Below are 13,574 nucleotides of genomic sequence, written 5' to 3'. Positions count from 1 at the left end.
TGTGCAGCCTTGAAACCTTTGATCAATTACCCATCAATGCGCCGAACACCTTTTTCGCCACACTGGTGGCGGCCTGTGCTGGATTCTGGCGAATGGCTGCCTCCTGCTCGGCAATGACGGTGAACAGCCCGTCAAGCGCCTGTTCGGCTACGTAGCCTTCGACAGTGCCGTACTTGGCGTCGATCGCGCCCAGCCCGGATGCCTTACCGGCCAGCGCGTTGTACTGCTGGGCGACGCCGACTTTGTCGGTCGCTTGCTTGATGATCGGCATGAACCTGGCACGAATCTCGTCACGGCTGGTCTTGTTCAGGTATTGCGTTGCCGAGTCGTTGCCACCGGCAAGAATGGCCTTGGCGTCGGCTACGGTCATCTTCTTCACCGCATCCAGCAGCAACGCCTGCGCTTGCGGTACGGCTGCTTCGGCGGCCTTGTTCATGCCGGTTTCCAACTCTTCGACCTGAGCGCCCATGCCCATCATTTTCAGCAAGCTCGAGGCCTTGCCAATGTTGCCCGGCAGCTCGATGCGCAGCTCCGGGTCATTGCCGAAACCGCCTGGTCGCCCGAGCTGCTGCACCGCGACTTTGGTGCCCTGACTGAGCGCGTCTTTGAGTGCCTTGCTGGCATCGCCCTGGCTGAGGTCGGATAGCGAAAGCGCCCAAGCGCTGGCGGAGAGGATCAAACCGGTGAGCAAAGCAGTGGTGCGTAGCATGGACAAATCCTCTGAGTGATGCAGCGAGCTTAATAGGCCGGGCGCGGCGTGCCAAACGGTGGCAGCAGCTTGTTTCGACCGTTTCGTTGACGCTTGTCCGCGACATTCGCTGCCGGCCGGCGGCATCCAGCGATGTCTGCCGCTCGGTTTAGCGCAGGTGCGGGGCGCTATAACGGTCGCGTTGGTGCAACTTTTAGCCGCTTTACGGCTACAAAAGACCATCATGAGGCGGATTCATCAATCTGCCAAAGCGAACATCCGCTACGCGCTGACCGACGACACGATCGCGGCTGAACCTTCGCCGCGGATCCGTTCGAATACCAATCCGTGTAGAGGAATGAAACCATGCTCAAAGCACTTAAGTCGCTGTTCGACCGCAGTGGGGAAGATCAGCCTACGGGACACAGCGTTGAAGTGGCCGCAGCGGCGCTGCTGATCGAAGTCGGCCGTGCGGATTACGAAAGCGATGCAGACGAACAAAAAGCCATTATCGAAGCCATCCGCCTCGGCTCGGGGTTGGAAGACGGCGAGCTCGAATCCCTGGTCGCCTCCGCGCAGGAATCCGCCGAGCGATCAACGTCACTGTATGAATTCACTACGCTGATCAACGCTCAATATTCGATGGACGAAAAATTTGTTCTGATCAAAACGCTATGGCGCGTCGCCGCCGCCGATGGCGATATCCACCGATACGAAGACCACCTGATCCGCCGTATCGCCGATCTGTTGTATGTGCCGCATTCAGACTTCATACGTGCCAAGCTGGAGGTGCTCGGCACCTGACTGCCGGCCATGCGGGTCAGAATTCGAAAGCGCCCGGGTCGCATTGCCGATCGTCACGCGGGGTGCCGCGCTGGTCGGTGTCCGGGCAAAGCACGCCGCCCATGTCGATGGGGTCGAAATAGGGGCTGTCTTCGAACGGCTCGCGCAGCGCGACGGTGCGGGTCGGACCTCCGTTGTCCTGCAGTGATCCGAGCGCCAGGCGAACCCCCGCTTCGTCCGCGGTGGTGGGTGTGAAGCCGCAGCCACCCAAGAAGTCGAAGAGTCCTCCTCCGGAGCCACCGATGGCATTGAAACTGCCACTGGTCAGCGCGCCACTGCAGAACGGCATGTCGCCGAAGGTGCGGATTTCGACCAGGCTGTTGGCCAGGCGGAACTCGCCAGTACCCGAATGGCTGAACAGCTGCGAGTGATTGCTGAAGGTCGCGTTGCGGACCGAGACTTTGCCGTCGATGTTGCCGATTTCTGCGGCTTGGACACCACCGGTGGTACTGCGATTGTCGACAAAGGTGCTGTTCAAAATGTCGACGGTGCCCTGATAGTTCAGCAGCCCACCCCAAAAGCGAGCGTCATTGGCGGTTATCAGGCTGTTGCGCAGATACAGCTGCGCCGCCGAGCCCATATTGGAAATGCCACCGCCATGGCCGGACTGGTGCCCGGTCGAATTCTGTTCGATGGTCGAGCGCGCCACCAGCGCCTGTCCCTCGTTGAACAATCCTGCGCCACGGTTGCACAGGCGTAGGCTGGGAAAGGCCGCGCAGGAGGTTTCCAGTTCATGGTCGATGGTGTTGCCACGTAACAGCATCCGGTCCATGCGCAGGTTGCCTCGATTCCATATCGCGCCGCCGCCGCTGCCCCATGGGCCTGCCGTTTTCCAGCCGCAGATAGCTGAGCGTTACCGCCCTCGGCGCGGCAGCATAAATATCGAAAATCCGGTCGATGGCCCCGCCGTCGATGATGACTTGCAAGTCATCGTTTTTCGCGGCTCGCCCGAGGCCCGATAGCGTCAGACCGTCCGTGATGTCCAGATCGCCAACCGCGTCGTTCGGCACGTCTGCGGTCTCTGTGCCGGTCAACGAGAGCACGTAATGCCCTGACGGCACCTCTATCAAATCGTGGCCCTGGTGCGCGTTGCTCTCCATCACCGCCGCTCTCAGTGTGCAGCGATTGGAAATGGATAGGCAGTTGCCGTCGCCCGGCTCGGTATCCACCTCGTCGGCCGTACTATCCACACGCAGGGTCAGGCCGATGGAGGCGGCGCAATCACTGGGCAGCGGGTCGCCAGTGACGTTCATGACGTAACCGGATGCTTCCGGAAAGCGTTTCTCATGGACGGTGCTCGAATAGCCGGAGCCGAGCCAGTGGCGGCGCTGATAACCGACACTGAAGTGATAGGGAATGTTGGTTTCGCAGGTGTCGGCGAAGTAGCCCACCGCGTATTGATTACTCAGCAACGGCATCATGGCCCAGGGCGTGCCATGGATGACCACGTTGACCTGTGCGATGCGATTGCCACGCTCATCCACTTGCGCTCGCAACGGGTAGAGCGGCACCGGTGAGCGGGCAACCGAGGAGGGTGTTAGGTTGGTCAGGCTGGGCGTCGCGCAACCGCCCATCCCCAAGACGAGCGACAAGGCGATCACACGGCTGTGCGTCATACAGTCCCCTTTCGGCAGGTCGCCGACGTTTTCGGTGGGTGACCTGCTGAGTATGGGTGCCGCATCTGTCATCAATCGAACGTTTCGGCATTAAGCCTGGCCGTCCTTAGCGTGGTTGCCACTGAGGACTTGGCTGGGAGCGTCCGTGCTTGAGCTTCGAGCGCAATCAGTCCGAGGGGTGTTCCTCGTCGTGTCGCTCCAGCGCCACCTGGCGAATCGACAGGCGAATCTCAGCCGGGAGCACACGTTTGGCCACGCCTTCAGCCAGTTCGCCCAGCTTGGCGTGGTAGCCGAGCTTGCCCGCGCCGTCCTGCTGAAGCACGTCCTGGTCCAGCAGGCTCTTGATAAAGTGGCGGAACAGGCTCTTGTCGAAGAACTCCGGCGCGTTCAGGCCATGCAAGATCGACAGGCGCTGAGCCATGACCGTGCAGAGGTTTTCCAACTCTTCAGCGTCAAGGGTGTTCTGGCCGCTGTTGAGCAGCAGCGCAATGGCCATGTAGAACCGTTGCAACGTCTGCATGATCGTCCGCGCCAGCAGGGTCAGCAGGACGAACTGACGCGAGCTTGGCGCCGGTCGCACGTAGGTTTCGCCGTCGCGCTTGAGTAGCCCCTGTTCGACGAAGGCTGCCAGCCATTGATCAATCACGGCGGGCAACTCTTCTGGCTCCCAGCGGATGAACAGCTCGGCGCGCAGATAGGGGTAGAGCGCCTCGGTGAAACGCAGAATTTGTTCTCGGCTGATGCGTGAGCTGCTCTGGAAGAAGCTCGCCAGCAACGCTGGCAGGGCGAAGATGTGCATTACGTTGTTGCGGTAATAGGTCATCAGAACGGCGTTTTGCTCATTCAGATAGAGGATGTTGCCCAGCGCATCCTTCTGTTCGGCCAACAGGTCGAGTTCTTTCACGTAGCTGATCAGCGCCTCGCCATCACCGTCCGGCAGTGTGGTGTGGGGCGAGTAGGGCACGGCCCTCAGCAGGTTCTGGTAGAGGTCGAGGATTCGCGCCAGTGAACGGCGATCCAAGGCCTGACGGCTGGTGGAGAGCATTGCCAGCGCCACCAGGTTGACCGGGTTGACCGCGGCGGCTTCGTTGAGCCGCTGGGCGATGCGTTCGGACAGTTTATTGGTGGCCTCGTTGAGCCAGTCGGGGCGGAAGTTCGGTGCCAAATCCTGTTTGCGCCAGCCCGGCTGCTGCTGGTCGAGAAATTCGTTGAGTTTCAGCGGTTCACCGAAGTTCACCCAGACCTGGCCGAAGCGCTGCTTCAGCGCGCCGATGACCTTGAAGATGTCGAAGATCGATTCCTTTTTCTTCGCCGCGCCGCGTAATTCGCCCAGATAGGTGCGGCCTTCGAGCACTCGCTCGTAACCGATGTAGACTGGCACGAAGAGGATTGGCAGACGCGACGAGCGCAGGTAGCTGCGCAGGGTGATGGCGAGCATGCCGGTCTTTGGCTGCAACATCCGCCCGGTCCGTGAGCGACCGCCTTCAACGAAGTACTCGACCGGAAAGCCCCGGCTGAACAAGGTGTGCAGGTATTCGTTGAACACCGAGGTATAAAGCGGGTTGCCCTTGAACGAACGGCGCATGAAGAAGGCGCCGCCGCGGCGAAGCAGGCTGCCGATGACCGGCATGTTGAGGTTGATGCCGGCGGCGATGTGCGGCGGTGTAAGGCCGTTGCGGAACAGCAGGTAGGAGAGCAGCAGATAGTCAATATGGCTGCGGTGGCAAGGCACGTAGATGACCTCGTAACCCTGGACGGCTTCCTGCAGCGGCTCCAGATGATTGACCCGGATGCCGTCGTAGATCTTGTTCCAGAACCAGGACAGCACCACCTCGAGAAAGCGCACGGCGGTGTAGGCGTAGTCCGAGGCGATTTCGTTGCCGTAGCGCAGCGCACGGGCTTCGGCCTTTTCCAGTGAAATGTTTTCGCGCTCGGCCTCGTCCTTGATCGCCTGACGCACCTGCGGTGCGTGCACCAGACCCTTGACCAGGTTGCGACGGTGCGACAAGTCGGGACCGATCACCGTCGTCTTCTGGTGGCGGAAATGCACGCGCAGCATGCGATGGGCCATGCGCAGGGTGCGCTCGTGGCCCTTGTTCTGCGCGACCAGTTCGTTCAGTTGGATGGGCGCGGAAAACTGCACACGGGTCTGGCGCCCGAGCATGACGATGCTGAGCAGCTTGCGCATCCGTCCCGTCACGGCCCAGCTGTCGGCGAAAAGCAGCTTCCAGGCACTGGTCTCGCGAGCCGGCGAGCGACCCCAGAATACGGTCACCGGGATGATTTGCGCGTTGTCTACTGCGTTCTGTTCCAGTGCACCGACCAAGCGCACCAGTGGCTCTGGCGTAACAGCACGCGTCCGCGTGCCGAACCAGCTGGCGGCCGGGTTGAGAAAAATGAAGGCTGCCGGTTCGATGTGATCGCCCACCGCCACATCGGCCACCGGTCGCGGCAGCCCAGCTTTATTGCACTCATGATCGAGCACCGCCAGATCGCTCAGCGAGGCGCGTTGCAACACGTAGAACACCGGTTTGCTGCGGTCCAGCTTGAGCGTGAAAGCGGACTGGTTGATCGTCTCCGAGCGCACCCAGAAATAGAGCAGGCGACGCACGATGGAGAAGACGAGACGGCGGAGCGGGGAACGAGTCATACGGCAGATTCGACTGTAGAAGGGTTAATGCCCTTGAGGCGCGCAAGTGTGCCGCATGCGGTGTTGGTGAGCAAAATCTCTGGTAAGAGAGAAGGGCGCTGGTCAGTGTGCTGACGCGCCGGGTAGAGGGATAGTGTTGTCATTCAAAATCGCTGTTATCGGCCGTCCCGGCTCACTTCATGTTTTTCCATGCGTAGACGGCCGAGAACACCACCAGGCTTACGGCCGCTCCGAAATACAGTGTTTCCAGTTGTGCGCCCACTTCGACCGCATGCTCAAGAAACAGGATGACGATGATCACTACCGAAACCTGGATCAGGGTCTTCTTCAGGTCATGGAAAGATCTGATATCCAGCGGCCCGAGAGAGGCGCTTTGTTCTGCGGGCAGTGGTTTGACAAAAAGTCGGTACAGGCTGATGGCAATCAGCTGAAAGGTGATCGCGATCAGCAGGAGGTCCAGCAGCTTTAACAGTTTTACGGCGAGACTCTTGCTGTCGTTCGCGCTGCTAGGAAACTGCTGAGTCAGCTCTAGCAGCAGGTAAATCATGGTGTTCAGGCTGACCCCATACAGCAGTACGGCAGAGACCGCCGTAGTGGCAACGGCAACCAGTACCAGAAAGCGGCTGCTGCGAAAGATTCGTTCGATCATGTCGTGAGCTCCGCGTTGCTCGTTGCTTCGCTTGAGGCTAGTGCAAGTCGCGAAACTGCGATGAAGATATCGAACGCCCGCCCGGCCCGGTTGCAATAGCGCTGCGGCTCTCCTTATATTTCGGCGCGCATTGGGCCGGTCTCGGCTCACGCGGATACCGACCTGCTTGCCGATCGCATGTGGGTGCAAATCGATGATTTCTTTGGCCAGCGTATGCCCCAGCCCTGGGCAGACAACGGCACCTTCGTGATCAATGCGCTGGACAATCTGTCTGGCACCGACGCGTTGATCAGCGTGCGCTCACGAGGTCGATTCGCTCGCCGTTTACAGTCGTCGAGGACTTACAGCGCCAGGCGGAGAATCGCTTTCGTGAGAAGGAAGAAGTGCTGCAGCAGCGTCTGGCTGCCACCGAGGCACAATTTGCTGAGCTGCAGGAGCCGGACGCCGAAGAGGCTGTACAGCTGACGGCTGAGCAACAGGCCGCGCTGCAGGATTTCATGCAGCAGAAGCTGCTCATTCGCAAGGAATTGCGTGAGGTGCGTTACCAGCTCAACGCGGACATCGAGGCGCTGGGGCGGGTGCTGAAATTCTTCAATATCGGTCTGGTGCCGCTGATACTCACGCTCGGGATGCTGCTGCTGTGGTTCTGGCGCAGGCGCCGATCAGTATGAGCGTGGTGAGCTGGCTGGCCTGGCGGTTTGCTTGGCTTGTGTTGCGTGCTGAGCGCCCCGCCCCCAATCGGGCCGACGCTGATGCGCCGGCGAACGCCAGAAACGTACTTGTCATGACCGCTGCGCTATATTTGGCGCTGGCGTTGATTCTAAGAAGATCACGCCTATCCGTTGATCCCCGAGCGGGAATAATAAGAATCGAGTTGGAGAAGTAGGATGGCTGAGCGCGAAACCGGAACCGTTAAGTGGTTCAACGATGCCAAGGGTTATGGATTCATCCAGCGTGGCAGTGGTGCGGATGTGTTTGTGCATTACCAGGCGATTCGTGGCGAAGGCCACCGCTCTCTGGCCGAGGGGCAACAGGTCGAGTTTTCGGTCACCCAGGGGCAGAAGGGCCTGCAGGCGGAGGATGTGGCTGGGTTGTAACCGCCGGCTATTCGCTAAACAGCCCTTCGGCTGTTAGCGGAACTGTGACAGAGCCCTGGCCCAGGCCGGGGCTTTCGTTTTCAGGGCTTTTTGCCAGGTGGCTGCGCTCTGGTGACCTTCTCGATGGAAGATGTTTCTTTCGCAGTCGCCGAAGTGGTGGATCTTAAAAAGCAAAACCCCGCCGAGGCGGGGTTCGCTAAGCTGCAGGGCAGCCTTATCACATGTTGGGGTAGTTCGGTCCCCCGGTGCCTTCCGGCGCGACCCAGACGATGTTCTGCGCCGGGTCTTTGATGTCACAGGTCTTGCAGTGCACGCAGTTCTGCGCGTTGATCTGGAAGCGTTTGCCACCGTCATCGCTGTCCACCACCTCGTAGACGCCGGCCGGGCAGTAACGCTGGGCAGGTTCGTCGTACATCGGCAGGTTCTTTTCGATCGGAATGCTCGGATCGATCAGTTTGAGGTGAACCGGCTGCTCCTCTTCATGGTTGGTGTTGGAGAGGAATACTGAACTCAGCTTGTCGAAGCTGAGCTTACCGTCCGGCTTGGGATAGTCGATCTTCTTCGACTCTGCGGCAGTCTTCAAGCACGCGTAGTCCGGCTTGGTGTCGTGCAGCGTGAACGGAATCTTACCGCTAAAAATGTTCTGGTCGATGAAGTTGAACGCACCGCCCTTGACGGCGCCCCACTTGTGAATCGCTGCGCCAAAATTGCGGCTGGCATATAGCTCCTGGTAAAGCCAGCTGGCTTTGAAACCCTCTTCATAGCCGGTCAGCTCGTCGCCGCCTTCACGTCCGGCGAACAACGCGTCCGCTACCGCTTCTGCCGCCAGCATGCCGGACTTCATGGCGGTATGGCTGCCCTTGATCTTGGCGAAGTTCAGGGTGCCGGCATCGCAACCGATCAATGCGCCGCCATTGAACACCATCTTCGGCAGCGAATTGATGCCGCCTTTGGCGATCGCCCGCGCGCCATAGGAAACGCGCTTGCCGCCCTCCAGGTACTGCTTGATCACCGGATGATGCTTGTAGCGCTGGAACTCATCGAACGGGGAGAGGTACGGGTTGCTGTAGGAGAGATCGACGATCAGCCCGACCACGACCTGGTTGTTCTCCAGGTGATAAAGGAACGAGCCGCCGGTGTTGTCGTCGTTCAGCGGCCAGCCTGCAGTGTGCACGACCAAACCCTGCTCGTGCTTGGCTGGGTCGATGTCCCAGAGCTCCTTGATGCCTATCCCGTAGTGCTGCGGATCGACATTGGCGTTGAGCTGAAAGCGGTTGATCAGCTGCTTGCCGATATGACCACGGCAGCCTTCGGCGAACAGGGTGTACTTGGCACGCAGTTCCATGCCGGGGGTGTACATGCCTTCCTTCGGATTGCCTTCACGGTCCACGCCGAGGTCGCCGGTAAGGATGCCGCGAACCACACCCTGCTCGTCGATCAGCGCTTCCTGGGCTGCGAAGCCGGGATAGATCTCGACGCCGAGATTTTCAGCCTGCTGGGCCAGCCAGCGGCAAAAGTTGCCCAGCGAAATGATGTAATTGCCTTCGTTGTGCATGGTTTTGGGGACCAGCGCATTGGGCAGCTTGCGAGCAGCTTCGGCAGTCTTGAGCAGGTAGATGTCGTCACGCTTGACTGGCGTGTTGAGCGGCGCCTCCAGTTCTTTCCAGTTGGGAAAGAGTTCATTCAGCGCACGCGGCTCGAACACCGCACCGGATAGGATGTGGGCGCCAACTTCGGAACCCTTCTCAACGACGCAGACGCTGATTTCCTTTCCGGCATCGGCGGCTCGCTGCTTCAGTCGGCAGGCAGCGGACAGGCCCGCGGGGCCGGCGCCGACGATGACTACGTCGAATTCCATGTATTCGCGTTCCATTGGCTATCTCCTACTCAAGGCTTGATTGTTTTATAGATAGTGGAGGGCTGGATCGTATCCCTGACCAAGCCGAGCTGCCGCATTATATATAGACGCCCGAAAGGGTCCAATACAAACGTTTGTTTGAATTTTTCTCAAGCCTGATAGAATCCGGAAACAGCGGCTTATAACGGGTCATTTGCGTTGTTGACCCCAGCTGTTGCCTGCAGTCAAGATACGGGCAGTTTTGTGCTCGCCGAACAGGTCCGAAGGCTAATGGCGGCCCGGTCCTTGAGCATGGCTCGGTTCGCCTCGGCGAAATTCTATTCACCGGAGAGTAACGAGGAATCCATGAAGATTCTTGTAGCTGTCAAACGAGTGGTCGATTACAACGTCAAGGTTCGCGTCAAGGCGGACAACTCCGGCGTCGACCTCGCCAACGTCAAAATGTCGATGAACCCCTTCTGCGAAATCGCTGTTGAAGAAGCCGTACGCCTGAAAGAGAAGGGCGTGGCGAGCGAAATCGTCGTGGTTTCCATCGGTCCGACCGCTGCCCAGGAGCAGCTGCGCACCGCGCTGGCATTGGGTGCCGACCGCGCCGTGCTGGTCGAGTCCAGCGAAGAGCTCAATTCCTTGGCCGTTGCCAAGCTTCTGAAGGCTGTTGTTGACAAGGAGCAGCCGCAGCTGGTGATCCTTGGCAAACAGGCCATCGACAGTGACAACAACCAGACTGGCCAGATGCTCGGTGCGCTGACTGGGTTCGCTCAGGGCACTTTCGCCTCGAAAGTTGAAGTGTCGGGCGACAAGGTGAACGTTGAGCGCGAAATCGACGGCGGCGCGCAAACCGTTGCGTTGAATCTGCCGGCAATCGTGACCACCGATTTGCGCCTGAACGAGCCGCGCTATGCGTCGCTGCCTAACATCATGAAGGCCAAGAAGAAGCCGCTGGAAGTGCTGACGCCGGACGCGCTCGGCGTAACCACCACTTCCACCGTGAAGACCCTGAAAGTCGAAGCGCCGGCCGCACGCAGCGCAGGTATCAAGGTCAAGTCCGTGGCTGAACTGGTCGAGAAACTGAAGAACGAGGCGAAGGTAATCTAAATGACTATCCTGGTTATCGCTGAACACAACAACGCCGTTCTGGCTGCTGCCACCCTGAACACCGTGGCCGCGGCCAAGGCGATCGGCGGCGACATTCATGTGCTGGTTGCCGGTGCCGGTTGCGCTGCGATCGGTGAAGCTGCAGCCAAGATCGAAGGCGTTTCCAAGGTACTTGTCGCCGACGATGCTGCCTACGCCAATCAGCTGCCGGAAAACGTAGCGCCGCTGATTGCCGATCTGGCGAAGGATTACAGCCACGTACTGGCTGCTGCCACTACCAACGGCAAGAACTTCCTGCCGCGCGTCGCCGCCAAGCTGGACGTTGATCAGATCTCTGAAATCATCGCCGTTGAAAGCCCGGACACCTTCAAGCGTCCGATCTATGCCGGTAACGCCATTGCTACCGTGCAATCCAGCGCGGCGATCAAGGTTATTACCGTACGTGCCACTGGTTTTGATCCGGTCAATGCTGAAGGGGGTTCGGCAGCTGTCGAGCAGGTTTCCGGTACTGGCGATGCGGGCGTTTCCTCGTTCGTTGGCGAGGAACTGGCCAAGTCTGATCGTCCTGAGCTGACAGCTGCGAAGATCGTTGTCTCCGGTGGTCGCGGCATGCAGAACGGTGACAACTTCAAGCACCTCTACTCGCTGGCCGACAAGCTCGGCGCCGCCGTTGGTGCCTCGCGTGCCGCGGTCGATGCCGGTTTCGTGCCGAACGACATGCAGGTCGGTCAGACGGGCAAGATCGTTGCGCCGCAGCTGTACATCGCAGTCGGTATCTCTGGAGCGATCCAGCACCTCGCGGGCATGAAGGACTCCAAGGTAATCGTCGCGATCAACAAGGACGAGGAAGCGCCTATCTTCCAGGTTGCCGACTATGGCCTGGTTGGCGATCTATTCGAGATCCTGCCAGAGCTTGAAGAGCTGGTGTGACCGAGTAGGTTGAAAAACCCGCTCTCGCAGCGGGTTTTTTTATGGGCGCTTGGCTGCGTTGCCCAATGGTAAGATTCCTGCAGGCGCGAGAAGGCGCCTGTCCGATTTTGAACAATGAGGTTTTCCATGCGCTGTGCCGTTCCGCTGATGTCCGCCTTGCTCGCCTTGTTGTTGGCAACACCTCTCGCGGCGCACGCGGCGGCAGCAAAGTGTGATCGGCTGATTGCGACTGGCGGTGCGGACAACCCACCTTTTCTCTGGCGTGATCCGCAAAATCCCAAGCGTCTAGTAGGTGCGAATGCCGATCTGCTGAAAAAGATCACCGACTCGCTCGATTTGAAACTTGAAGTGCTCTACACAGGTGACGCGCCGAAGGCGCTTGAGCAAGTGCGCAGCGGCCGAGTGGACGTACTGGCCGATGCGGTACTGTCTCCCAGCGAGCTGGCCTATCTGGACTTTATCCATCCATCGATCATTAACTTGCAGATGTCTGCCTGGGTACGTCAAGAGCCGGGGTTCCTCTACTCTAATCGGGAGGATCTGGCAGGTCGCTCGGGCATTTATGTCACGACGGCTGGCTTTGGCAGTGCATTCGACAGCTATGCCAAAGACAACCTCAATCTGCGCTCGGTGCCGAGCCTGGCCAAGGCGCTAAGCGCACTGTTGGCGGGCAAAGCTGATTATGTGCTGCATGAGCGCTACAGCCTGATTGCATATGCAGCCCGACAGGGATTGCTAGCCGATATACAGCGGTTGGACCCACCGGTTTTCATCCGCGGTTTGCATTTTGCGGTCGCTCACGACTCGGCCTGCAACGGGCCATGGCTGCGCGGACAGCTGGCGATAAAAATGACAGAATTGCGCGCCGCGGGAGTGCCGCAGCAACTGCTGGTGGACAACATCGAGCGCTGGAAGCAGCAGTCAGCGTCGACACGCAATTCGCAACGGTAGGATTTTCACTTGATAAAACATCTTTGCGGCACGCTCGTGCTGTTCGCAATGGTTGGTTGTGCCAGCGATCCCGCTCCAATTGAACAGCTACAACTTACCGAGCAGGCGTTGAACCAGGCACGCTCGCTGGGCGCTTCGGAACTGACACTGGCTGAGCAGAAACTGGCGGCTGCGGAGGCAGCGATGAAGAGCGAGCATTATCGAGAGGCACGCCTGCAAGCCGAGCAAGCCGAACTTGACGCGCGACTTGCCGAGGCCCGCGTGCTTAATGAGAAAAGTCAGCAGGGGCTGGCGGAGTTGCACCGCCGCATCGCGCGCTTGCGAGAACAGCTGGGAGCGTTGCAGTGAAGCCGGTCTATCTAATACCCGCGCTGCTGGTAGCGCTTGGCGCACTTTCAGGTTGCGCGACGCACGAGTCGCAGCAACAGCTGGAAGACGCAGCCATGACTTTTCAGAACATCAGTGAAGTGCCGCAGATCCTTCAGGATGCGCCCAAGGACGTGATGCGGGCGGGCGAGTCACTGGAGCGCGCAAAGCGCTTCGCTGGCTACTGGGGCAGCGCAGAGGATGTCATTCATTATGCCTACCTCAGCAAACGTTATAGCGAGATTGCCCGCCAGCACAGCGAACAGTTACAGAATCAAAGGCGAGCGACCCAGCTGAGCATGGAGCTAGAGCGTCTACGTCAGGCTGTACAGGAAGCCAGGATTCTCGACATGCAACATCAGGGGCGCTGGCTGGAGGATCAGATGGTCAGCCTGGCGGCGGCCGAGACCGATCGCGGTCTGGTCATGACCCTGGGTGACGTGCTGTTCAGGGCGGCCAGTGCCGAACTAGGCGCATCCGCCAACCGCACGCTGCTCAAGGTCGTCCATTTCCTGCAGCTCAATCCCAAGCGGCGGGTCCGGATTGAGGGCTATACGGACAATCGCGGGGATGCGGCCGAAAACCTCGCCTTGTCCAAGGCGCGTGCGCAAACGGTCGGCGACTTCATGCAAAGCCTCGGGATTGATGCGGGGCGTATCGAGGTGGTCGGCTATGGCGAGCAATATCGCGTCGCCGAGAACGCGTCGGCGCGCGGGCGTGCACAGAATCGGCGGGTAGAGATTTTGTTTTCTGACGAGCAAGGACGTCTGAGCAGCCCCCGTTGAACTCAAATAGTTATAAAAGTAACTGACTGTGTCGGCGAGTTAGCGG

13 protein-coding genes and 1 pseudogene are annotated in these 13,574 nt (G+C 59.4%); 8 read left to right on the top strand and 6 right to left on the bottom strand.

Going from position 1 to position 13,574, the window contains the following annotated elements:
- Positions 1-22: 22 nt before the first annotated feature.
- On the bottom strand, positions 23-709 hold the full coding sequence (locus ACQKIK_RS12310; RefSeq protein WP_499136132.1) for a DUF4197 domain-containing protein: 687 nt from the start codon (positions 707-709) through the stop codon (positions 23-25).
- Positions 710-1,054: 345 nt separating this feature from the next.
- Here ACQKIK_RS12310 and ACQKIK_RS12305 point away from each other — a divergent pair, with 345 nt between their 5' ends.
- Positions 1,055-1,492 (top strand): tellurite resistance TerB family protein, encoded by a 438-nt coding sequence (locus ACQKIK_RS12305; protein ID WP_046162324.1) that lies wholly within the window; start codon positions 1,055-1,057, stop codon positions 1,490-1,492.
- A 16-nt stretch (positions 1,493-1,508) separates the two neighbouring features.
- Here the strand turns inward: ACQKIK_RS12305 and ACQKIK_RS12300 are convergent, their stop codons facing one another.
- The 4 genes from ACQKIK_RS12300 to ACQKIK_RS12285 form a co-directional block, all read right to left on the bottom strand.
- The gene (locus ACQKIK_RS12300; RefSeq protein WP_499136130.1) at positions 1,509-2,303 is read right to left on the bottom strand and encodes a choice-of-anchor Q domain-containing protein; all 795 of its coding nucleotides are present in this window, start codon (positions 2,301-2,303) and stop codon (positions 1,509-1,511) included.
- On the bottom strand, positions 2,263-3,147 hold the full coding sequence (locus tag ACQKIK_RS12295) for a hypothetical protein (protein WP_499136129.1): 885 nt from the start codon (positions 3,145-3,147) through the stop codon (positions 2,263-2,265). Before ACQKIK_RS12295 ends, ACQKIK_RS12300 begins: the two co-directional genes overlap by 41 nt.
- 166 nt (positions 3,148-3,313) lie before the next feature.
- On the bottom strand, positions 3,314-5,797 hold the full coding sequence (gene plsB / locus ACQKIK_RS12290; RefSeq protein ID WP_499136128.1) for a glycerol-3-phosphate 1-O-acyltransferase PlsB: 2,484 nt from the start codon (positions 5,795-5,797) through the stop codon (positions 3,314-3,316).
- 172 nt (positions 5,798-5,969) lie between these two features.
- Positions 5,970-6,446, bottom strand: coding sequence for a YqhA family protein (locus ACQKIK_RS12285; RefSeq protein ID WP_499136127.1), 477 nt, complete (start codon positions 6,444-6,446; stop codon positions 5,970-5,972).
- A 138-nt stretch (positions 6,447-6,584) separates the two neighbouring features.
- On the opposite strand from ACQKIK_RS12285, the pseudogene ACQKIK_RS12280 reads away from it, so the two are divergent.
- Both ACQKIK_RS12280 and ACQKIK_RS12275 read left to right on the top strand, forming a co-directional pair.
- A pseudogene (locus tag ACQKIK_RS12280) lies at positions 6,585-7,117 on the top strand (ABC transporter); the annotation flags it as partial.
- A 216-nt stretch (positions 7,118-7,333) separates the two neighbouring features.
- Positions 7,334-7,543 carry a cold-shock protein gene (locus tag ACQKIK_RS12275; protein WP_014852307.1) on the top strand — a complete coding sequence of 70 codons (210 nt, stop codon included), beginning with the start codon at positions 7,334-7,336 and terminating at the stop codon, positions 7,541-7,543.
- Positions 7,544-7,760: 217 nt separating this feature from the next.
- Here ACQKIK_RS12275 and ACQKIK_RS12270 read toward each other — a convergent pair whose 3' ends face one another.
- Positions 7,761-9,416, bottom strand: coding sequence for an electron transfer flavoprotein-ubiquinone oxidoreductase (locus tag ACQKIK_RS12270; protein WP_046162319.1), 1,656 nt, complete (start codon positions 9,414-9,416; stop codon positions 7,761-7,763).
- Positions 9,417-9,746: 330 nt separating this feature from the next.
- On the opposite strand from ACQKIK_RS12270, the gene ACQKIK_RS12265 reads away from it, so the two are divergent.
- From ACQKIK_RS12265 to ACQKIK_RS12245, 5 genes are all read left to right on the top strand, one after another.
- The gene (locus ACQKIK_RS12265; protein ID WP_045425680.1) at positions 9,747-10,496 is read left to right on the top strand and encodes an electron transfer flavoprotein subunit beta/FixA family protein; all 750 of its coding nucleotides are present in this window, start codon (positions 9,747-9,749) and stop codon (positions 10,494-10,496) included.
- Positions 10,497-11,426 (top strand): electron transfer flavoprotein subunit alpha/FixB family protein, encoded by a 930-nt coding sequence (locus ACQKIK_RS12260; RefSeq protein ID WP_241528748.1) that lies wholly within the window; start codon positions 10,497-10,499, stop codon positions 11,424-11,426.
- 126 nt (positions 11,427-11,552) lie between these two features.
- Positions 11,553-12,377: a substrate-binding periplasmic protein gene (locus ACQKIK_RS12255; RefSeq protein ID WP_499136126.1), complete on the top strand. Its 825-nt coding sequence runs from the start codon at positions 11,553-11,555 to the stop codon at positions 12,375-12,377.
- Between the two features lie 48 nt (positions 12,378-12,425).
- Complete coding sequence (locus ACQKIK_RS12250) at positions 12,426-12,725, top strand: DUF4398 domain-containing protein (RefSeq protein WP_499136433.1); 300 nt, start codon at positions 12,426-12,428, stop codon at positions 12,723-12,725.
- Complete coding sequence (locus tag ACQKIK_RS12245) at positions 12,722-13,528, top strand: OmpA family protein (RefSeq protein ID WP_499136125.1); 807 nt, start codon at positions 12,722-12,724, stop codon at positions 13,526-13,528. Before ACQKIK_RS12250 ends, ACQKIK_RS12245 begins: the two co-directional genes overlap by 4 nt.
- Positions 13,529-13,574: the final 46 nt, after the last annotated feature.

The organism is Pseudomonas sp. NPDC047961, from assembly GCF_050272435.1.
Taxonomy (GTDB): Bacteria; Pseudomonadota; Gammaproteobacteria; order Pseudomonadales; family Pseudomonadaceae; genus Stutzerimonas.
The sequence above is the reverse complement of the archived record's forward strand: the minus strand, read 5'-3'. Positions and strand labels throughout refer to the sequence as shown.

Coding starts and splice junctions, on each gene's coding strand:
- ACQKIK_RS12310 (WP_499136132.1), bottom strand. CDS start 709: ATGCTACGCACCACTGCTTTGCTCACCGGTTTGATCCTCTCCGCCAGC.
- ACQKIK_RS12305 (WP_046162324.1), top strand. CDS start 1,055: ATGCTCAAAGCACTTAAGTCGCTGTTCGACCGCAGTGGGGAAGATCAG.
- ACQKIK_RS12300 (WP_499136130.1), bottom strand. CDS start 2,303: ATGGACCGGATGCTGTTACGTGGCAACACCATCGACCATGAACTGGAA.
- ACQKIK_RS12295 (WP_499136129.1), bottom strand. CDS start 3,147: ATGACGCACAGCCGTGTGATCGCCTTGTCGCTCGTCTTGGGGATGGGC.
- plsB (WP_499136128.1), bottom strand. CDS start 5,797: ATGACTCGTTCCCCGCTCCGCCGTCTCGTCTTCTCCATCGTGCGTCGC.
- ACQKIK_RS12285 (WP_499136127.1), bottom strand. CDS start 6,446: ATGATCGAACGAATCTTTCGCAGCAGCCGCTTTCTGGTACTGGTTGCC.
- ACQKIK_RS12275 (WP_014852307.1), top strand. CDS start 7,334: ATGGCTGAGCGCGAAACCGGAACCGTTAAGTGGTTCAACGATGCCAAG.
- ACQKIK_RS12270 (WP_046162319.1), bottom strand. CDS start 9,416: ATGGAACGCGAATACATGGAATTCGACGTAGTCATCGTCGGCGCCGGC.
- ACQKIK_RS12265 (WP_045425680.1), top strand. CDS start 9,747: ATGAAGATTCTTGTAGCTGTCAAACGAGTGGTCGATTACAACGTCAAG.
- ACQKIK_RS12260 (WP_241528748.1), top strand. CDS start 10,497: ATGACTATCCTGGTTATCGCTGAACACAACAACGCCGTTCTGGCTGCT.
- ACQKIK_RS12255 (WP_499136126.1), top strand. CDS start 11,553: ATGCGCTGTGCCGTTCCGCTGATGTCCGCCTTGCTCGCCTTGTTGTTG.
- ACQKIK_RS12250 (WP_499136433.1), top strand. CDS start 12,426: ATGGTTGGTTGTGCCAGCGATCCCGCTCCAATTGAACAGCTACAACTT.